Origin of the sequence: Micromonospora sp. NPDC050980 (assembly GCF_040653835.1) — a bacterium.
Taxonomy (GTDB): domain Bacteria; phylum Actinomycetota; class Actinomycetes; order Mycobacteriales; family Micromonosporaceae; genus Micromonospora.
Window position 1 is genome coordinate 148,391 of sequence record NZ_JBFAGS010000004.1, and the last position, 16,419, is coordinate 164,809.

A 16,419-nucleotide genomic window follows, 5' to 3' on the forward strand; every position below is an offset into this window, starting at 1 on the left:
GCGTAAGGAGCGCACCCGTGACCGACCAGCACGACCACGACGGCCCCGACGCCGCTCTCCGGGCCGACATCCGCCGCCTCGGCACGCTGCTCGGGCAGACCCTGGCACGTCAGGAAGGGCGCCCGCTGCTCGACCTGGTCGAGGAGATCCGCGCCCAGGTCCGCGCCGACGCGCCGGCCGCGGCCCAGCGCCTCGCCGGGCTCGACGTCACCACCGGCACGAAGCTGGCCCGGGCCTTCTCCACCTACTTCCACCTGGCCAACATCACCGAGCAGGTGCACCGCGCCCGCGACCTGCGCCGCCGCCGCGCCACCCACGGCGGCTGGCTGGACCAGGCCGCCAAGATGATCGCCGAGCGTGGCGTGCCGGCCGAGGAGATCGCCGCCGCGGCCCGGCGGCTCGCCGTCCGCCCGGTCTTCACCGCCCACCCCACCGAGGCGGCCCGCCGGTCCATCCTGTCCAAGCTGCGCGCGGTCGCCGACGAGCTGGACGCCGAGACCGCCAACGCGATCCTCTACGGCGCCAGCGACGAGGGCCCGGCCAACCGCCGCCTCGCCGAACTGCTCGACCTGATGTGGCAGACCGACGAGCTGCGGCTCGACCGGCCGGACCCGACCGACGAGGCGCGCAACGCCATCTACTACCTGCGCGACCTGCACGCCGAGGCCGCGCCGCAGGTCCTCGACGACCTCGCCGACACGCTGCGCACGCTCGGCGTGGAGACCTCGCCGACGGCCCGCCCGCTGACGTTCGGCACCTGGATCGGTGGCGACCGCGACGGCAACCCGTTCGTCACCCCGACGGTCACCCGCGAGGTGCTGCGAATCCAGCACGAGCACGGCATCGAGGCCACCGAGAAGGCGATGGACGAGCTGATCAGCGAGGTCAGCGTCTCCCGCCGGCTGCGCGCCGTCTCGCTCGACCTCTCCGCCAGCCTGGCCAAGGACCTCGACGCGCTGCCCGAGGTGGCGCCCCGGTTCCGCCGGGTCAACGCCGAGGAGCCCTACCGGCTCAAGGCCCGCTGCGTGAAGGCGAAGCTGGCCAACACCCGGGAACGGCTGCGCGCCGGCACCCCGCACGTGCCGGGCCGGGACTACCAGGGCTCGACCGAGCTGGTCGCCGACCTGGAGCTGCTGCGCGCCTCGCTGGCCCGCAACTCCGGCCAGCTCACCGCCGTGGGCCGGCTCGCCTCCACCATCCGTACGCTCTCCGCGTTCGGCCTGCACCTGGCCACCATGGACATCCGGGAGCACGCCGAGAAGCACCACGAGGTGCTGGCGCAGCTCTACGAGGCGGTGGGCGAGGTCTCCGACTACCCGTCGCTGAGCCGGCTGGAGCGCACCAAGCTGCTCGCCGACGAGCTGACCGGCCGCCGGCCGCTCTCCACCCAGGACAGCCCGCTCACCGAGTCGGCCCGCAAGACGTTCGACGTGTTCGGCGCGATCCGCGAGGCGCAGGACCGGTTCGGTCCCGAGGTCATCGAGTCGTACATCATCTCCATGACGCTCGGCGTGGACGACGTGCTCGCCGCCGTCGTGCTGGCCCGCGAGGCCGGCCTGGTCGACGTGCAGAGCGGGCGGGCGCGGGTCGGCATCGTGCCGCTGCTGGAAACGCCGGCCGAGCTGAACTCCGGCGGCGAACTCCTCGACGAGCTGCTGTCGCTGCCGGCCTACCGGGCGCTGGTCGCGGCCCGGGGCGACGTGCAGGAGGTGATGCTGGGCTACTCCGACTCCAACAAGGAGGCCGGCATCACCACCAGCCAGTGGTCCATCCACCGGGCCCAGCGGGCGCTGCGGGACGTGGCCGCCCGGCACGGCGTGCACCTGCGGTTGTTCCACGGCCGGGGCGGCACGGTCGGGCGGGGTGGTGGCCCCACGCACGAGGCGATCCTGGCCCAGCCCTACGGCACGCTGGACGGCGCGATCAAGGTGACCGAGCAGGGCGAGGTCATCTCGGACAAGTACACGCTGCCGGCGCTGGCCCGGGAGAACCTGGAGCTGACCGTGGCCGCCGTGCTCCAGGCCACGCTGCTGCACACCGCGCCCCGGCAGCCGGCCGAGATGCTGGAACGCTGGGACGCGGCGATGGACACGGTGTCGGAGTCGGCGTTCCGGTGCTACCGGTCCCTGGTCGAGGACCCGGACCTGCCGGCCTACTTCTGGGCGTCCACCCCGACCGAGTTGCTCGGCGCGCTCAACATCGGCTCCCGGCCGGCGAAGCGGCCGAACACCGGGGCCGGCCTGTCCGGCCTGCGCGCCATCCCGTGGGTGTTCGGCTGGACGCAGACGCGGCAGATCGTGCCGGGCTGGTTCGGCGTGGGCTCCGGGCTGGCCGCCGCCCGGGAGGCGGGCCTGGCCGACGTGCTCGCCGAGATGCACCGGAACTGGCACTTCTTCCGCACGTTCCTGTCGAACGTGGAGATGATGCTGACCAAGACCGACCTGAGCATCGCCCGCCGCTACGTGGAGACGCTGGTCCCGAAGAAGCTGCACCCGATCTTCGAGAAGATCGAGGAGGAGTACGAGCTGACCAAGCGCGAGGTGCTGGCGATCACCGCCACGCCGGCGCTGCTGGAGAACTCGCCGGTGCTGCAACGCACGCTCGCCGTGCGGGACACCTACCTGGAGCCGCTGCACCACCTCCAGGTGGCGTTGCTGCGGCAGTACCGCGAGTCCGGCGCCCCGGGGCGGGCGGTGGCGACCGCGCCGGGCGGCCGGCGGGCCCCGAACGACGGCACGGCGCTGGAGCGGGCGCTGCTGACCACGGTCAACGGCATCGCCGCCGGCATGCGCAACACCGGCTGAGGTGCAAGGAGGGGCCCCCGCTTAACGCATTCTGCATAGGCGGGGGCCCCTCTTAACACCTGCGCGGGTTAGAAGTCGCCGCCGCCGAAGTCGCCGCCGCCGAAATCACCGCCGCCGAAATCACCGCCGCCGAAATCACCGCCGCCGAAGTCGCCGCCGCCGAAGTCGCCGCCGCCGAAGTCGTTGCCGGCGTAGTCGCCCTGGCCGGCGAAGTCGTTGCCGCCCTGGTCGCCGAAGTCCTGGCCGTCGCCGAACCCGTCCTGGAAGCCCTCCTGGTAGCCGGACTCGTAGCCGTAGCCCGGGTCGGCGAACGCGGGCGAGAAAAGCGCGTCCGCGATCAACATGCCGCCGAGCACGCCGGCGCCCGCGCCCAACGCGGTCTTCCACCACGGCGTCGAATACCAGCCGGCCGGCACCGGCCGGCCCTGCAGGTGACCGCCCGGGTAGTAGTAGGGCGTCCGGCTGCCCGGCTGCGGGCCGGCCCGGAACGTCTGGCCCTGCACGGCGACCTCCCGCTCCTTGGTGAGCATGCCGGCGCCGCGGGCGGCCGCCAGCGGCGGCAGCTCCGGGCCCGGGTCGATGCCCATCGCCGAGCGCGCCGCCCGGATGTACGCCAACCCCTCCAGCGCGGTCTCCCGGGCCAACGCGAACTGGTGTGTCGTGCGCGCCTGCTCCAGCTGCGAGCCGGCCGCGTTGTAGCGCTCGCCCGCGTCGGCCAGCGCCTGGCGGACCGCCGGCTCGTCGCCGTGCAGGTTCATCAGCTGGCCGCCCAGCCGCTCGTACCAGCGCTGCGCCTCGGCGCGGGCGTCCGCCAGCTCGTTCGCCCGCCGGGACCTGCTTCCCCACCGCCAGAACACCAGCGCACCTCCGAGCATCAGCACCAGGAACAGCCACAGGGCAACGTCCATGGCTTCGAACGTACCCAGCGCGCGCACGTCGTACCCGTTTGGCAAGCTCTCCGGCATGAGCTTCTCGACGCTGGCCGTGGTGGTGCTCTGCCTCGCTGCGGGCGGCGCGGTGGGCTGGCTGGCGGCCCGGGCCCGCTCGGCGGCCGACGTGGCCCGGCTGGAGGCCACGCTGGCGGCCACCCGCGCGGGCGAGGGGCGGCTGGAGCAGTCCATGCGGGCGCTCAGCTACGAGGCGACCGCGCAGTCCCAGGAGGCAGTGGCGCGCGCGGTGGCGCCGCTGCACGACACGCTCCGCCGCTACGAGCAGCGCGTCGCGGAATTGGAGCACGACCGGGTCGACGCCTACGCCGAGCTGCGCGAGCAGGTCCGCTCGATGAGCACGGTCTCCGGCGAGCTACGCACCGAGACCAAGCAGCTGGTGGCCGCGCTGCGTGCGCCGCAGGTGCGCGGCCGGTGGGGCGAGCACCAGCTCCGGCGGATCGTGGAGGCGGCCGGCATGCTGGAGCACTGCGACTTCGACGAGCAGGTCACCGCCGCCACCGACCACCAGGGGGTCCGCCCCGACCTGGTGGTGCGCCTGCACGGCGGTCGCTCCGTGGTGGTCGACGCGAAGGCCCCGTTCGACGCCTACCTGACCGCGATGGAGGCGCGCGACGAGCGTGGTCGGGACGCCCAGCTCGACGCGCACGCCCGGCATCTGCGGGCGCACGTGGACAGCCTGGCCGCCAAGTCCTACTGGGCCGCGTTCGACCAGACCCCCGACTTCGTGGTGCTGTTCGTGCCGGCCGACCCGTTCCTCGACGTGGCGTTGCAGCGCGATCCGGCCCTCCTGGAGCATGCGTTCGCCCGCAACGTGGTGCTGGCCACGCCGGCCACGCTTGTCGCGCTGCTGCGTACGGTCGCCTACTCGTGGCGGCAGGAGGCGCTGGCGCGCAACGCCGCCACGGTCCACTCGCTGGCCCGCGAGCTCTATGCGCGGCTGTCCACGCTGGGCGACCACGTGGGCAAGTTGGGCAGTTCGTTGAGCGGGGCGGTGACGGCCTACAACCGGGCGGTCGGGTCGTTGGAGTCCCGGGTGCTGGTCAGCGCCCGCAAGCTGGCCGAGATGGGCGTCTCCGGTGACGAGCTGCCCGCCCCGGCGCAGGTCGAGCTGGCGCCCCGGCAGCCGCAGGCGCCGGAGCTGCGCTCCGAAGCCTGAGTTTCACCCCCGGCGGGCGGATTCGACCACGAACGGGGTGCCCTGCTGGCAGGTGGTCACCATGCCCGGCTCGGGCCGACCGGTGACCTCCACCTCGGCGCCGGCCTTGAGCAGGTCGCGCGGACCGCCGATCAGCAGGTGGTCGTCGAGCAGCAGGCAGTTCGGCTCGACCCCGGCCCGGATGGTGCCGCTGAGCGTGGTCTCGCCGACGCCCGGCGGCGTCGACGCACCGCCCTTCCAGGTCGGGTCCGGGCGGCTCGGGCTGACGCTGGGCACGGGCCCGGGCTGGCTGGTCGCCGGGGTGGCTCCGGTCGGGCCGGGGCCGGCAGGCTCGTCGTCCGGGGCGGCGCAGGCGGTCAGCGCGGCAGCGGCGAGCAGGGCGACGAACACCGTCCGAGGAGTCTTCATGTCGGTTGGACGCGCCGGGCGCCTGATCCGTTCCCGGTCAGCCGCGGGCCGCGGCGGCCTTCATGTCGCGCTTCAGCTCCTGCGGCAGCGAGAAGGTCAGCCGCTCGTCCGCGGTGGTGATCTCCTCGACGTCGGCGAAGCCGCGCTCGGCCAGGTGCGCCAGCACCTGCTGGACCAGGTCGTCCGGCACGCTCGCGCCGGAGGTGACGCCCACGGTGCGGGCCCCGGCCAGCCAGGCGTCGTCGATCTCGTGGGCGAAGTCGACGAGGTGGCCGGTGCGGGCGCCGGCGTCCAGCGCCACCTCGACCAGGCGGACCGAGTTCGAGGAGTTGCGCGAGCCGACCACGATCACCACGTCGCACTCCGGGGCGATCTCCTTGACCACGTGCTGGCGGTTGGAGGTCGCATAGCAGATGTCGTCGCTGGGCGGCGACTGGAGCAGCGGCAGCCGCTGCTTGAGCCGGGCCACCGTCTCCAGCGTCTCGTCGACGGACAGGGTGGTCTGGGAGAGCCAGACCACCTTCTCCGGGTCACGCACGGTGACCTGGTCGACGCTGTCCGGGCCGTCGACGAGCTGGATGTGGGCCGGGGCCTCGCCGGCGGTGCCGATGACCTCCTCGTGCCCCTCGTGGCCGATCAGCAGGATGTCGTAGTCCTGCTGGGCGAACCGCCGCGCCTCGTGGTGCACCTTGGTGACCAGCGGGCAGGTGGCGTCGATCGCCTTGAGCGAGCGCTCCTTCGCCTGGGCGTAGACCTCGGGGGCGACGCCGTGGGCGGAGAAGATCACGGTGGCGCCCTCCGGCACCTCCTCGTTCTCCTCCACGAAGATCGCGCCCTGGGCCTCGAGCGTCCGGACCACGTGCTTGTTGTGCACGATCTGCTTGCGGACGTAGATCGGCGCGCCGTAGAGCTTCAACGCCTCCTCGACGGTCTGCACCGCCCGGTCCACGCCCGCGCAGTAGCCGCGAGGGTTCGCCAGGAGCACGCGCTTGCCGGTCCGGGGAGTCGTCTGCGCATCAGTCACCCGACCATCGTACGTGCGCCCGCAGCGCCCTGCCCCGGCCTGTCGGCGCCGGGCCGTAGGGTGGGCGGGGTGAGCGCGGGTGAGGTGGGTCGGAACACGTCGCAGGAGCGGAACACGTCGCAGGAGCGGAACACGTCGCAGGAGCGGAGCACGTCCGACGAGCCGTGGCCGGTCCGGGTGGTCAGCCAGAAGGTCGGGGCCTGGATCGCCCGGCTCGGCTGGGTGTGGGTCGACGGCCAGGTGGCGCAGATCAGCCGGCGCCCCGGCGCCTCCACCGTCTTCCTCACCCTGCGAGACCCGTCGGCCGACCTCAGCCTGACCGTCACCACCAACCGTGACGTGCTCGACTCGGGCGCGCCGGAGCTGCGCGAGGGCGCCCGGGTGGTGCTGCACGCCAAGCCCGAGTTCTACGCCGCGCGGGGCACCCTCAGCCTGCGCGCGGACGAGATCCGCCAGGTCGGCCTCGGCGAGCTGCTGGCCCGGCTGGAGAAGCTGAAGAAGCTGCTCGCCGCCGAAGGGCTGTTCGACCGGGCGCGCAAGCGGCGGCTCCCGTTCCTGCCCGGCCGGGTGGGTCTGATCACCGGGCGGGCTTCGGCGGCCGAGCGTGACGTGCTGACCAACGCCCGGCGGCGCTGGCCGGCGGTCGAGTTCCGCACGGTCAACGTGGCGGTGCAGGGGCCGAGCGCGGTGCCCGACATCGTGGGCGCGCTCAAGGTGCTCGACGCCGACCCGACGGTCGAGGTGATCGTCATCGCCCGCGGCGGTGGCGGCCTGGAGGATCTGCTGCCCTTCTCCGACGAGGCGCTGTGCCGGGCGGTCTTCGCCTGCCGCACGCCGGTGGTCAGCGCGATCGGCCACGAGACCGATGCGCCGCTGCTCGACTACGTGGCCGACGTGCGCGCCTCCACGCCCACCGACGCGGCGAAACGGATCGTGCCCGATCTGACGGAGGAGGTGCGTCTCATCGGTCAGGCCCGCGCCCGCCTCGAACGGGCCGTGCGTCACTTCGTCGACCGCGAGCAGCACCGGGTCGATTTGCTGCGCTCCCGCCCGGTGCTGGCCCGGCCGCAGGTGATGGTCGAGCAGCGGGCCGTCGAGGTGACCGCGCTGCACGATCGCGCCGGCCGGTGTCTGGAGCACCGGCTGGGCGCCGCCGCGGACGAGCTGCGCCACACCCTGGCCCGGCTGCGGGCCCTCTCCCCGGCGGCCACGCTCGACCGCGGCTACGCCATCGTCCAGCGCGGCGACGGCCACGTGGTCCGCGCCGCCGCCGAGGTGGCCAAGGGCGATCCACTGCGGGTACGCCTCGCCGAGGGCGAGCTGACCGCCACCGTCGACGGCTGATGGAATGGGACCGATGACTGAAGCGACCGAGAACGAGCAGCTCAGCTACGAGCAGGCCCGCGCCGAGCTGGCGTCGGTGGTGGAGCGGTTGGAGGCGGGCGGCACCTCGTTGGAGGAGTCGCTGGCCCTCTGGGAGCGGGGCGAGCAGTTGGCCGGGGTGTGCCAACGCTGGCTGGACGGGGCCCGGGCCCGCATCGACGCCGCCCGGCAACGCCCGCCGGACTGACCCGGCCCGTCCGCAGGTGGCCGGGCCGGCGTGCCGCCCGGGCCGCCGGTGTGGGACCGGTCGAGTTCGGCCCGCGAGCGACCCGCGTCGGCGCGGAGCGGTATACCTCGGAGGAGGTGCCTCCGAGGTATACCGCCGAGGAGTGCCGTCCGCTCCGGACGGATGCCGGTCAGTTGAACAGGTTGTAGAGCTCCGGCGGCGCCTCGACGACCTGGTCGGCCGGGGGCTTCGTCGCGGCGGCGGCGTTGCCGTAGTCGGAGTAGGTGATCTTCACGTCCTGCGCGGCGGTCTGGCCGGCGGCCGGGATCTTGAGCACCAGCTCGCTGAGCCGGCCCTGCGGGTCGACCTCGGCGGTGAACGGCACCGACTGGGCCTGCGCCCCGAGCGCGGTGATCACGGCCGGGTCGAGCGAGCCGGCCTCGGCAGCCTTGGACACGTCGACGGTGCCCTCGTAGCCGCCGTCGCCGGTCTGCCGTACCTCGGTGACACCCCGGGTGAGCACCGCGCTGCCGGCCGGGTCGACCTTGTCGAAGTCGAAGCCCAGCGCCCGGTTGCCCTTGATCCGGTTCTGGTCGAGGTGCTGGTACTTGCCGGTGTTGAGGTTCTTCACGCCGGGGATCTGGCTAGCGGCGGTGCCGCCCAGCTCCAGCTTGACCCAGCTGTCCGGCTTGGCGTGGATGAGGTCCAGCTTCATCATCAGGTCCGACGACGGGTCACCGATCGTCATCCGCATCTCGGCGCTCTGGCTGGGCTCGTGCACCTGCCCCTCGGCGGTGGAGCCGGCCCCCGCCATGGTGAACCGGAAGTTGCCCTCCCGGATCGCGTTCGTCGAGTCGAGCAGCGCCTGCTTGGCCGCGCTCGTGGGCCCCGAGGCGCTGGGGGCGACGCTGCCGGAGGCGCTGGGGGTCGCGGACGCGTCGGAGGTCCCGTCGCTGTTGCAGGCCGCCATGCCGGGAATGAGCAACGCCGCGGCGAACGCGGTGGCGCTGAAGCGTCGAATCTTCACGTCAACCTCTTCGGGTGGGATCGTCCGGGCTCGTGCCCCTTCTCTTCCCTGAAGTGGCGTTGGGCAATCCCGGGTCACCCGATCGGGGCGTCAGCGCAGCGAGGTGGCCAGCCAGCGCAGCTCGCTCTCCCGCGCGTCGCCGACGACGATCACCGTGCGGTTCGGCTCCAGCAGGACGAGCGCCTGCTCGTTGCCGCGGGCGGTGTACCGCTGCCAGCTCAAGCCGTCCGGCAGGTCGACCGGGCCCTGCGGCTGCCCGTCACTCAACTCGGCCGGCAGCAGCTTCTCCGCTCCGACGTTGCTCTGCACGAGCTGCGCGCCCCGCCCCTCGGGCGTCACGTACCCGATCCGCAGCGTCGCGCCGTCCGCCTCGGTCCGGAAGCGGGCGTTGACCGTACGCCAGTCGGAGTCCAGCCCGGTCGGCTGGGCGACCGGAAAGGCGTTGGCCGACCGGGCCTGCTCGAACGCGGGCGCGGCATCGACGGTGACCGGTGAGTCACCGCCCAGGAAACCCCGGTAGAAGGCGATCAGCAGCGCGATCGGCACCAGCAGGACCAGCAGCGACAGCACCATGTCCTTCGGCGACCGCTCGGTGCGGGCCTTCTCCCGGTCCGGCGGTGGCGCCTGCCGCTCCCCCGCGTCCGCGGCCGGTGCGGACGGCTCCACCAGCGCGGGCGGGCCGTCCGGCGGCGATGGGCCGGCGGCGGGCCGCACCGGCGGCTGGCCGTCGGGCGGGGTGGCGTCGGGTGGTACGCGATCGGCAGGCTGTGCGGGTTCCACCCGGCCATTGTCGCAGCCGCACGGGGGAGGTGATCCTGGCCTCCTCCGCCCCGCCGGGGCGGCGAACCTGAGATCGTGTGAGGATCAGCGACAAAACCGGCGGCGGCGACGGCCGCACTTCCGCCGGTCCACCCCGCAACGTCGCGAGGAGGAGGCCGCCATGACAACCACCAGGACGCGGACGCCCCAGGATCTCGACCGTAATCTCGCCCTCGATCTGGTCCGGGTCACCGAGGCCGCGGCCATGGCCGCGGGCCGTTGGGTCGGCCGGGGCGACAAGGAGGGCGGCGACGGCGCGGCCGTCGACGCCATGCGCAAGCTGATCAACTCGATTCCGATGCGCGGTGTCGTGGTGATCGGCGAGGGCGAGAAGGACAACGCCCCGATGCTCTTCAACGGCGAGGAGGTCGGCGACGGGACCGGTCCCGAGGTGGACGTGGCGGTCGACCCGATCGACGGCACCACCCTGATGAGCAAGGGCATGCCGAACGCGCTCGCGGTGCTCGCGGTCGCCGAGCGCGGCGCGATGTTCGACCCGAGCGCGGTCTTCTACATGGAGAAGCTGGCCGTCGGCCCGATGTACGCCGACGTGGTCGACATCGACGCCGGGGTGGCCGAGAACATCCGCCGGATCGCGAAGGTCAAGGGCACCGACACCGCCGACGTGACGGTCTGCGTGCTCGACCGGTCGCGCCACGACGACCTGGTGAAGCAGATCCGGCGGGCCGGTGCCGGCATCCGGCTGATCTCCGACGGTGACATCGCCGGTGCCATCGCGGCGGCGCGCGGCGAGTCGGACGTCGACGTGCTGATGGGCATCGGCGGCACCCCGGAGGGCATCACCGCGGCCTGCGCGCTGAAGTGCATGGGCGGGGTGATGCAGGCGAAGCTCTGGCCGAAGGACGCGGCTGAGCGGGAGAAGGCGCTGGCCGCCGGGCACGACCTGGACCGGGTGCTGTTCACCGACGACCTGGTCACCGGTGACAACTGCTTCTTCGTGGCCACCGGCGTCACCTCCGGCGACCTGTTGCGGGGCGTGCGCTACCGGGCCGGCGGGGCGTACACCCAGTCGATCGTGATGCGCTCCAAGAGCGGCACGATCCGGGTCATCGACTCGTATCACCGCCTGGAGAAGCTCGCCCTCTACTCGGCTGTCGACTTCGACGGGCGCCCCCTGGCCGAGCAGGAGTGACAGCCGGGACCGCGGCGCCGCCGATGCTGTCGGCCGGTCGGCGGATCGCCGGTGTCGGGCTGGCCACCGCCTCCGGCGTACTGGTGGCGCTGCAGTCCCGGATCAACGGCGAGTTGGGCGTACGGCTGGCCGACGGGATCGCCGCCGCGGTGGTCTCGTTCGGTTCGGGCCTGCTGATCCTGCTGGTGCTGGTCCCCGCCACCCCGGGTGGCCGGCGGGGACTGGCCGCGCTGCGTGGCGCGCTGCGCGGCGGCGCACTGCGCCCGTGGCAGTGCCTGGGCGGGGTGTGCGGCGCGTTGCTGGTGGCGACCCAGGGATTGACCATCGGCGCGCTCGGTGTGGCCGTCTTCACCGTCGCGGTGGTCGCCGGACAGTCCGGCAGCAGCCTGCTTGTCGACCGGGCCGGTCTCGGTCCGACCGGCCGGCAACCGGTCACCCCGAACCGGCTGGCCGGCGCGGTGCTCACCGTGCTGGCCGTCCTGCTGGCGGTGGGCGACCGGCTCGGCGACCCGGGTGCCCTGGCGCTGGCTCTGCTGCCGCTGGCGGCCGGGGTGGGTATCGCCTGGCAGCAGGCGGTGAACGGCCGGGTCCGGGCGGCGGCGGGCAGCGCGGTGACCGCCACCCTGGTCAACTTCACCGTCGGCACGGTGGCGCTGCTCGCCACGTTCGCGGTGGAGGTGGCCGTGCGGGGCCGGCCGGCCGGCGGCCTGCCCGGCGAGCCGTGGCTCTATCTGGGTGGCCCGATCGGCATCGTGTTCATCGCGCTGGCCGCCGCGCTGGTCCGGTTCACCGGGGTGTTGCTGCTCGGCCTGGCCACCATCGCCGGGCAGATCGTCGGCGCGGTGCTGATGGACGTGGTGCTGCCGACCGAGGCGTCGCATCCCGGGGTGTGGACGTTGCTCGGCGCCGCGCTGACGTTGGTCGCCGTCCTCGTCGCCGCCTTCGGCGGTAAGGCGGGGCCCCCGGTTAACGCCTCGGGTAGAGGAGGGGCCCCCTCTCAACAACCCGCCCGGTCACGCGGCACGACCGCGTAAGCCGGTGACGATCTCGTCGACGATCCGGTCCAGCGGGGTCGGCTCGACACCGAGCGTGGCGGTGGCGGCGCTGGAGTCCAGCACGAACGGCCGGGCGAACTGGTGCGCGGTCTCGCGCAGTTCGCGGGCGAACGGGTTGACCGCGCCGGCCGCCCAGAGCAGCGGGTACGGCATCCGGGTCAGCCGGGGCGCGGGGGCACCGCCGCGCGCCGCCGTCCGGGCGGCCAGCTCGCCCATGGAGATCGCCGGCGGGCTGGGCACGTGCCAGGCCCGCCCCCAGGCCCGCGGGTCGGTGGCGGCGGCGACCAGGGTACGGGCGACGTCCGGAACGTAGGTCCAGGTGTGCGGCGCGTCCCAGTCGACCGGGAGGAACACCGGCTTGCCGGCGAGCACCCGGGGCAACACCATCATGGCCAGCGAGGTGCCGCCGACGCCGATGTAGTCGGAGCCGCGTACCTCGGTGATCCGGGCCCGACCGGCGTGGTGCGCGGCCAGGGCGTCGGACCACATCCGGTTGCGGACCCGGCCCTTGGTGCCGGTGGCGGCGAGCGGGGTCGCCTCGGTCATCGGCGCGTCGACCGGGCCGTAGCCGTAGAGGTTGCCGACGGTGGCGAGCACCGCGCCGCTGCGTTCGGCGGCGGTCAGCAGCGCGGCGGCCAACGGCGGCCAGTCCGTCGCCCATCTGTGGTAGGCGGGGTTGGCGCAGTTGTGCAGCGCGACCGCGCCTTCGGTGAGCGCGGCGAGCCGGTGGACGTCGCCGGCGTCGGCGGCGATCCGCTCGACCGCCGGGTGCTCGGGGCCGGTGCCGCGCCGGGTGACCACCCGCACCCGCTCGCCGCGCTCGGCGAGCAGGCGGGCGGTGGCGGTGCCGACGGGTCCGGCTCCGACGATCACGTGCAGGGCCATGGCGGGTCCACCTTCTCTGAAGCAGTACTCTAAACAGAGAGCGGCGCTCTCGAAAGAGAGCATGACTCGCGCGGGAGGGGAAAGTCAAGAGCGGTGCTCTCGATTTTGATTGCCGCTCTCATCCGTGGCAGAGTGCGGACATGGTCACTCCGTCGCTCCGCGCCCGGGTCCGCGCCGGCATGATCGAAGAGATCAAGGCCGTCGCCCGTCGCCACCTGGCCACCGACGGCGCCGACCTCTCGCTGCGCGCGGTCGCCCGGGACCTCGGCATGGTCTCCTCGGCGATCTACCGCTACTTCCCCAGCCGCGACGACCTGCTCACCGCGCTGATCCTGGAGGCGTACGACGCGCTCGGCGACGCGGTGGAGACGGCCGACGCGGACGCCGACGTCGACGACCTGCGCGGGCGCTGGTTCGCCGCCTGCCGGGCCGCCCGCACCTGGGCGCTGGCGCACCCCGCCGAGTACGCGCTGCTCTACGGCAGCCCGGTGCCCGGCTACGCGGCCCCCGACGACACCGTCGCGCCGGCCCAGCGCCCCCCGATGACGTTGCTCGGGATCCTGCGCGACGGTGTGACGAGCGGCCGGCTCGCCACACCGGACGAGGTCCTGCCCGAGCCGCTGCGCGGCGACGTGGCCGAGCTGGTCGACCAGACCGCCGTGGCGCTGCCGCCCGCGCTGATGGCCCGCGGGATGGCCGGCTGGACCCAGCTCTTCGGGCTGATCAGTTTCGAGCTGTTCGGCCGGATCAACCGGGCGCTGCCGCACCGCGACGAATACTTCGACCACCAGATCGGCCTGATGGCCGACCTGCTCGGCCTGCCCGGACCGCGCCTCAGGTGTTAAAAGGGGGCCCCGCCTCTACCGAAGGCGTTAAGAGGGGCCCCTCCTTACGTGCCGTCGGAGGAGTGGCCGGGGAAGAGGTGCGCGGTCGGGTCGATGGCTACCGCCGCGTTGTTCACCGCCGTGGCCGCCTCACCGAAGCCGGTGGCGATCAGGCGGACCTTGCCGGGATATTCGGTGATGTCGCCGGCCGCGTACACCCGGGGCAGGTTGGTGGCCATCGCGCTGTCCACCAGGATGTGCCGCCGGTCGAGGGCCAGTCCCCACTCGGCCAGCGAGCCCAGGTCGGCGGTGAACCCGAGCGCGGCCACCACGGTGTCCACCGGCAGCGTCTCGGCGGCGCCGCCGCGCACGGTCAGCTCGGCGCCGGTGACGTGTTCCTCGCCGTACAACCGGCTCACCTCGGCGTTGACCACGACCCGCACCGGCAGGCCGCGGACCCGCTCGACGGTGGCCGCGTGCGCGCGGAAGCGGTCCCGCCGGTGCGCCAGGGTCACCGACCGGGCCAGCGGGGCGAGCGTGGCCGCCCAGTCGAAGGCCGAGTCGCCACCGCCGACGATGAGCACGTGCCGGTCGGTCAACGCGGTGGGCTGCGGCACGAAGTAGACGATGCCGCCGCCGGTGAAACTCTCCGCGGCCGGCAGCGGTCGGGGGGTGAAGCTGCCCAACCCGCCGGTCACCACCACCGCCCCGCAGGCCAGCTGCTCCCCGCCGGCCAGGCCGAGCACCGGCCGCCCGTCGAGGTGGGACAGCTTCTCCGCGCGTACGCCGAGCAGGTATTCGGGGCGGTACGGCGCGGCCTGGGCGACCAGGTTCGCGACCAGTTCCCGGCCCTTGACGGCGGGGAAGCCGGCGACGTCGAGGATCAGCTTCTCCGGGTACATCGCGGTGACCTGCCCACCCGGCTCGGGCAGGGCGTCGACTACGGCCACCGAGAGCCCTCGGAACCCGGCGTAGTAGGCGGCGAAGAGCCCGGCCGGGCCGGCCCCGATCACGGCGACATCGACCTCGCGCATGGCGTACCGTCACTTTCCGCCCGGGACCAACCGGATGATTCCGCCAGGAACCAACCGGACACTTCCGCCAGGAACCAACCGGACACTTCCGCCGGGGATCAGCCGGAGCTGATGCCGACGGTAGGCGGGCGGACGGCCGCGGGCAAGCACGTCATGCCGACGGACGGGCGCGTCGTCAGGGCAGGGTGACCTGCGGTGACCCGAGCCGGTCGGACGTGCCGGTGTCGGTCCGGCGTCGGAACAGGATCGCCGCGACCACGCCACCGAGCAGCCCGAACAGGTGCCCCTGCCAGGAGATCAGCTCGTCGGTGGGGAGGATGCCCAGCAACTGCCAGCCGTAGAGCAGCCCGACCAGCAGCACCACGGCGAAGTTCCACCAGCTCCGCTCCACCACGCCCCGGGTGATCAGGATGCCCAGGTAGCCGAAGATCACCCCGCTGGCGCCGACCACGACCGAGGTGGGCGAGCCGGTGAACCACACACCCAGGCCGCTGACCAGAATGATCACCGCGGTGGACCAGAGGAACCGGCGGGTGCCGGCGGCCAGCACGAACGTGCCGAGCAGGATCAGCGGGATGCTGTTGCTGTAGAGGTGGTTCCAGCCGGCGTGCAGGAACGGCGAGAAGAAGACGCCGTCCAGGCCCTGGATGCGGTGCGGGATGATGCCGGCGGTGACGTCCAGGTTCAGGCTCAACCCGACGTCGAGCGCCTCGATGAGGAACAGCACCGGCACGACCGCGCACATCGCGACGAAGGCCCGGCCGAGCGACGCGTAGAACGCGTCGGTGCCGAACCGGTTGGGGTCTCCGCCGCGAGGGCTGTCCTGCCAGGTCACCCACCAAGAGCTATCAGTAAATGCGGCCGGCCGCCAGTCGAGGGGGCAACGACGGCGGCGGGACGCGCGAGCCTCCGCGCGTCCCGCCGCCGATCGGCCGGATCAGTACCAGCCCTGGCTCTGGGAGTGCTGCCAGGCGCCGCACGGGGTGTCGTAGCGCCCCTTGATGTAGCCGAGACCCCAGGTGATCTGGGTGGCGGGGTTGGTCCGCCAGTCGTCGGCCACCGAGCTCATCTTGCTGCCCGGCACGGCCTGCGGAATGCCGTACGCGCCGGAGCTGCTGTTCGAGGCCTTCGGGTTCCAGCCGCTCTCCTTCGTCCAGAGGCGGTCCAGGCAGGGGAACTGGTCGATCTCGAAGCCCTTGTCCAGCATGACGGCGCAGCCGATCTTCCGGTTGCCGCTGTATTCCGCGCACGAGGCGGGGATCGGTCCGGCGTACGGCTTGGCCTTGGCCTCCGCCGTCGCCTTGGCCTCGGCCTCCGCCGCGTCCCGCTCCTTCTTGCGGTTGGCGGCGGCCGCCTCGGCCGCCTTGGCCCGCTCGGCGGCTTCCTTCGCCGCCGCCGCGGCCCGCAGCTTGGCCTGGTATTCCGCGGCCCGCTGCTTCGACGACCGCAGGCGATGGTCGGCCTGCCGCTCGTGCTGGTAGGTGTATTCGGCCTGGTCGACCATGCGGCCGGCCTGCGCGGTCAGACCCTGCTGCTGGGTCTGACGATCTTCGCCCAGGTAGAAACCGCCGGCAACGCCCACGGAGAGCAGCGCAACAGCGGCCGTACGGGCGCCGAACCGGCTCCACAGCCGACTCACGAAGTTTCCCTTCGTCGGAGGCAGGGACACGACACCACACGTGGTCGGACTCGACCGCGCCCGGGTGCCGTGAGCGCCCCGACCCACCGGTC

16 protein-coding genes are annotated in these 16,419 nt (G+C 73.2%); 7 read left to right on the forward strand and 9 right to left on the reverse strand.

Translation table 11 applies throughout. The features are described from left to right. Nucleotides 1–17 precede the first annotated feature (17 nt). Nucleotides 18–2,804: a phosphoenolpyruvate carboxylase gene (gene ppc / locus AB0H28_RS09030; RefSeq protein ID WP_358036212.1), complete on the forward strand. Its 2,787-nt coding sequence runs from the start codon at nucleotides 18–20 to the stop codon at nucleotides 2,802–2,804. A 68-nt stretch (nucleotides 2,805–2,872) separates the two neighbouring features. Here ppc and AB0H28_RS09035 read toward each other — a convergent pair whose 3' ends face one another. Next, nucleotides 2,873–3,712, reverse strand: coding sequence for a hypothetical protein (locus AB0H28_RS09035; RefSeq protein WP_358036214.1), 840 nt, complete (start codon nucleotides 3,710–3,712; stop codon nucleotides 2,873–2,875). A gap of 55 nt (nucleotides 3,713–3,767) precedes the next feature. On the opposite strand from AB0H28_RS09035, the gene AB0H28_RS09040 reads away from it, so the two are divergent. Continuing rightward, on the forward strand, nucleotides 3,768–4,910 hold the full coding sequence (locus tag AB0H28_RS09040) for a DNA recombination protein RmuC (RefSeq protein WP_358036216.1): 1,143 nt from the start codon (nucleotides 3,768–3,770) through the stop codon (nucleotides 4,908–4,910). Between the two features lie 3 nt (nucleotides 4,911–4,913). Here the strand turns inward: AB0H28_RS09040 and AB0H28_RS09045 are convergent, their stop codons facing one another. Both AB0H28_RS09045 and AB0H28_RS09050 read right to left on the reverse strand, forming a co-directional pair. Continuing rightward, the gene (locus AB0H28_RS09045; protein ID WP_358036218.1) at nucleotides 4,914–5,318 is read right to left on the reverse strand and encodes a hypothetical protein; all 405 of its coding nucleotides are present in this window, start codon (nucleotides 5,316–5,318) and stop codon (nucleotides 4,914–4,916) included. A gap of 37 nt (nucleotides 5,319–5,355) precedes the next feature. Further along, on the reverse strand, nucleotides 5,356–6,342 hold the full coding sequence (locus AB0H28_RS09050) for a 4-hydroxy-3-methylbut-2-enyl diphosphate reductase (RefSeq protein WP_358036220.1): 987 nt from the start codon (nucleotides 6,340–6,342) through the stop codon (nucleotides 5,356–5,358). Between the two features lie 84 nt (nucleotides 6,343–6,426). Between AB0H28_RS09050 and xseA the strand changes: the two genes are divergently transcribed. Beyond that, entirely contained in the window at nucleotides 6,427–7,686 is a 1,260-nt protein-coding gene (xseA, locus tag AB0H28_RS09055) for an exodeoxyribonuclease VII large subunit (RefSeq protein ID WP_358036615.1), read from the forward strand. A gap of 13 nt (nucleotides 7,687–7,699) precedes the next feature. Continuing rightward, the gene (locus tag AB0H28_RS09060; protein WP_358036222.1) at nucleotides 7,700–7,912 is read left to right on the forward strand and encodes an exodeoxyribonuclease VII small subunit; all 213 of its coding nucleotides are present in this window, start codon (nucleotides 7,700–7,702) and stop codon (nucleotides 7,910–7,912) included. 169 nt (nucleotides 7,913–8,081) lie between these two features. Here AB0H28_RS09060 and AB0H28_RS09065 read toward each other — a convergent pair whose 3' ends face one another. Next, on the reverse strand, nucleotides 8,082–8,918 hold the full coding sequence (locus tag AB0H28_RS09065; RefSeq protein ID WP_358036224.1) for a hypothetical protein: 837 nt from the start codon (nucleotides 8,916–8,918) through the stop codon (nucleotides 8,082–8,084). Nucleotides 8,919–9,008: 90 nt separating this feature from the next. Then, entirely contained in the window at nucleotides 9,009–9,698 is a 690-nt protein-coding gene (locus tag AB0H28_RS09070; protein ID WP_358036226.1) for a DUF4245 family protein, read from the reverse strand. A 160-nt stretch (nucleotides 9,699–9,858) separates the two neighbouring features. Between AB0H28_RS09070 and glpX the strand changes: the two genes are divergently transcribed. Beyond that, nucleotides 9,859–10,890: a class II fructose-bisphosphatase gene (gene glpX / locus AB0H28_RS09075; RefSeq protein WP_358036228.1), complete on the forward strand. Its 1,032-nt coding sequence runs from the start codon at nucleotides 9,859–9,861 to the stop codon at nucleotides 10,888–10,890. A 23-nt stretch (nucleotides 10,891–10,913) separates the two neighbouring features. After that, nucleotides 10,914–11,924 (forward strand): DMT family transporter, encoded by a 1,011-nt coding sequence (locus tag AB0H28_RS09080; protein ID WP_358036617.1) that lies wholly within the window; start codon nucleotides 10,914–10,916, stop codon nucleotides 11,922–11,924. On the opposite strand, the gene AB0H28_RS09085 is transcribed toward AB0H28_RS09080, so the two are convergent. Next, nucleotides 11,904–12,830: an NAD-dependent epimerase/dehydratase family protein gene (locus tag AB0H28_RS09085; RefSeq protein WP_358036230.1), complete on the reverse strand. Its 927-nt coding sequence runs from the start codon at nucleotides 12,828–12,830 to the stop codon at nucleotides 11,904–11,906. The genes AB0H28_RS09080 and AB0H28_RS09085 overlap by 21 nt on opposite strands. A 140-nt stretch (nucleotides 12,831–12,970) precedes the next feature. On the opposite strand from AB0H28_RS09085, the gene AB0H28_RS09090 reads away from it, so the two are divergent. Continuing rightward, entirely contained in the window at nucleotides 12,971–13,675 is a 705-nt protein-coding gene (locus AB0H28_RS09090) for a TetR/AcrR family transcriptional regulator (RefSeq protein WP_358036232.1), read from the forward strand. Between the two features lie 44 nt (nucleotides 13,676–13,719). Here the strand turns inward: AB0H28_RS09090 and AB0H28_RS09095 are convergent, their stop codons facing one another. The 3 genes from AB0H28_RS09095 to AB0H28_RS09105 all read right to left on the reverse strand — a co-directional run bounded on the left by AB0H28_RS09095 (nucleotide 13,720) and on the right by AB0H28_RS09105 (nucleotide 16,327). Next, on the reverse strand, nucleotides 13,720–14,688 hold the full coding sequence (locus tag AB0H28_RS09095) for an NAD(P)/FAD-dependent oxidoreductase (RefSeq protein ID WP_358036234.1): 969 nt from the start codon (nucleotides 14,686–14,688) through the stop codon (nucleotides 13,720–13,722). A gap of 175 nt (nucleotides 14,689–14,863) precedes the next feature. After that, nucleotides 14,864–15,523, reverse strand: coding sequence for a rhomboid family intramembrane serine protease (locus AB0H28_RS09100; RefSeq protein ID WP_358036236.1), 660 nt, complete (start codon nucleotides 15,521–15,523; stop codon nucleotides 14,864–14,866). A 102-nt stretch (nucleotides 15,524–15,625) separates the two neighbouring features. Next, a complete protein-coding gene (locus AB0H28_RS09105) occupies nucleotides 15,626–16,327 on the reverse strand; it encodes a transglycosylase SLT domain-containing protein (protein WP_358036238.1) in 702 nt (233 codons plus the stop codon). Between the last annotated feature and the right edge of the window lie 92 nt (nucleotides 16,328–16,419).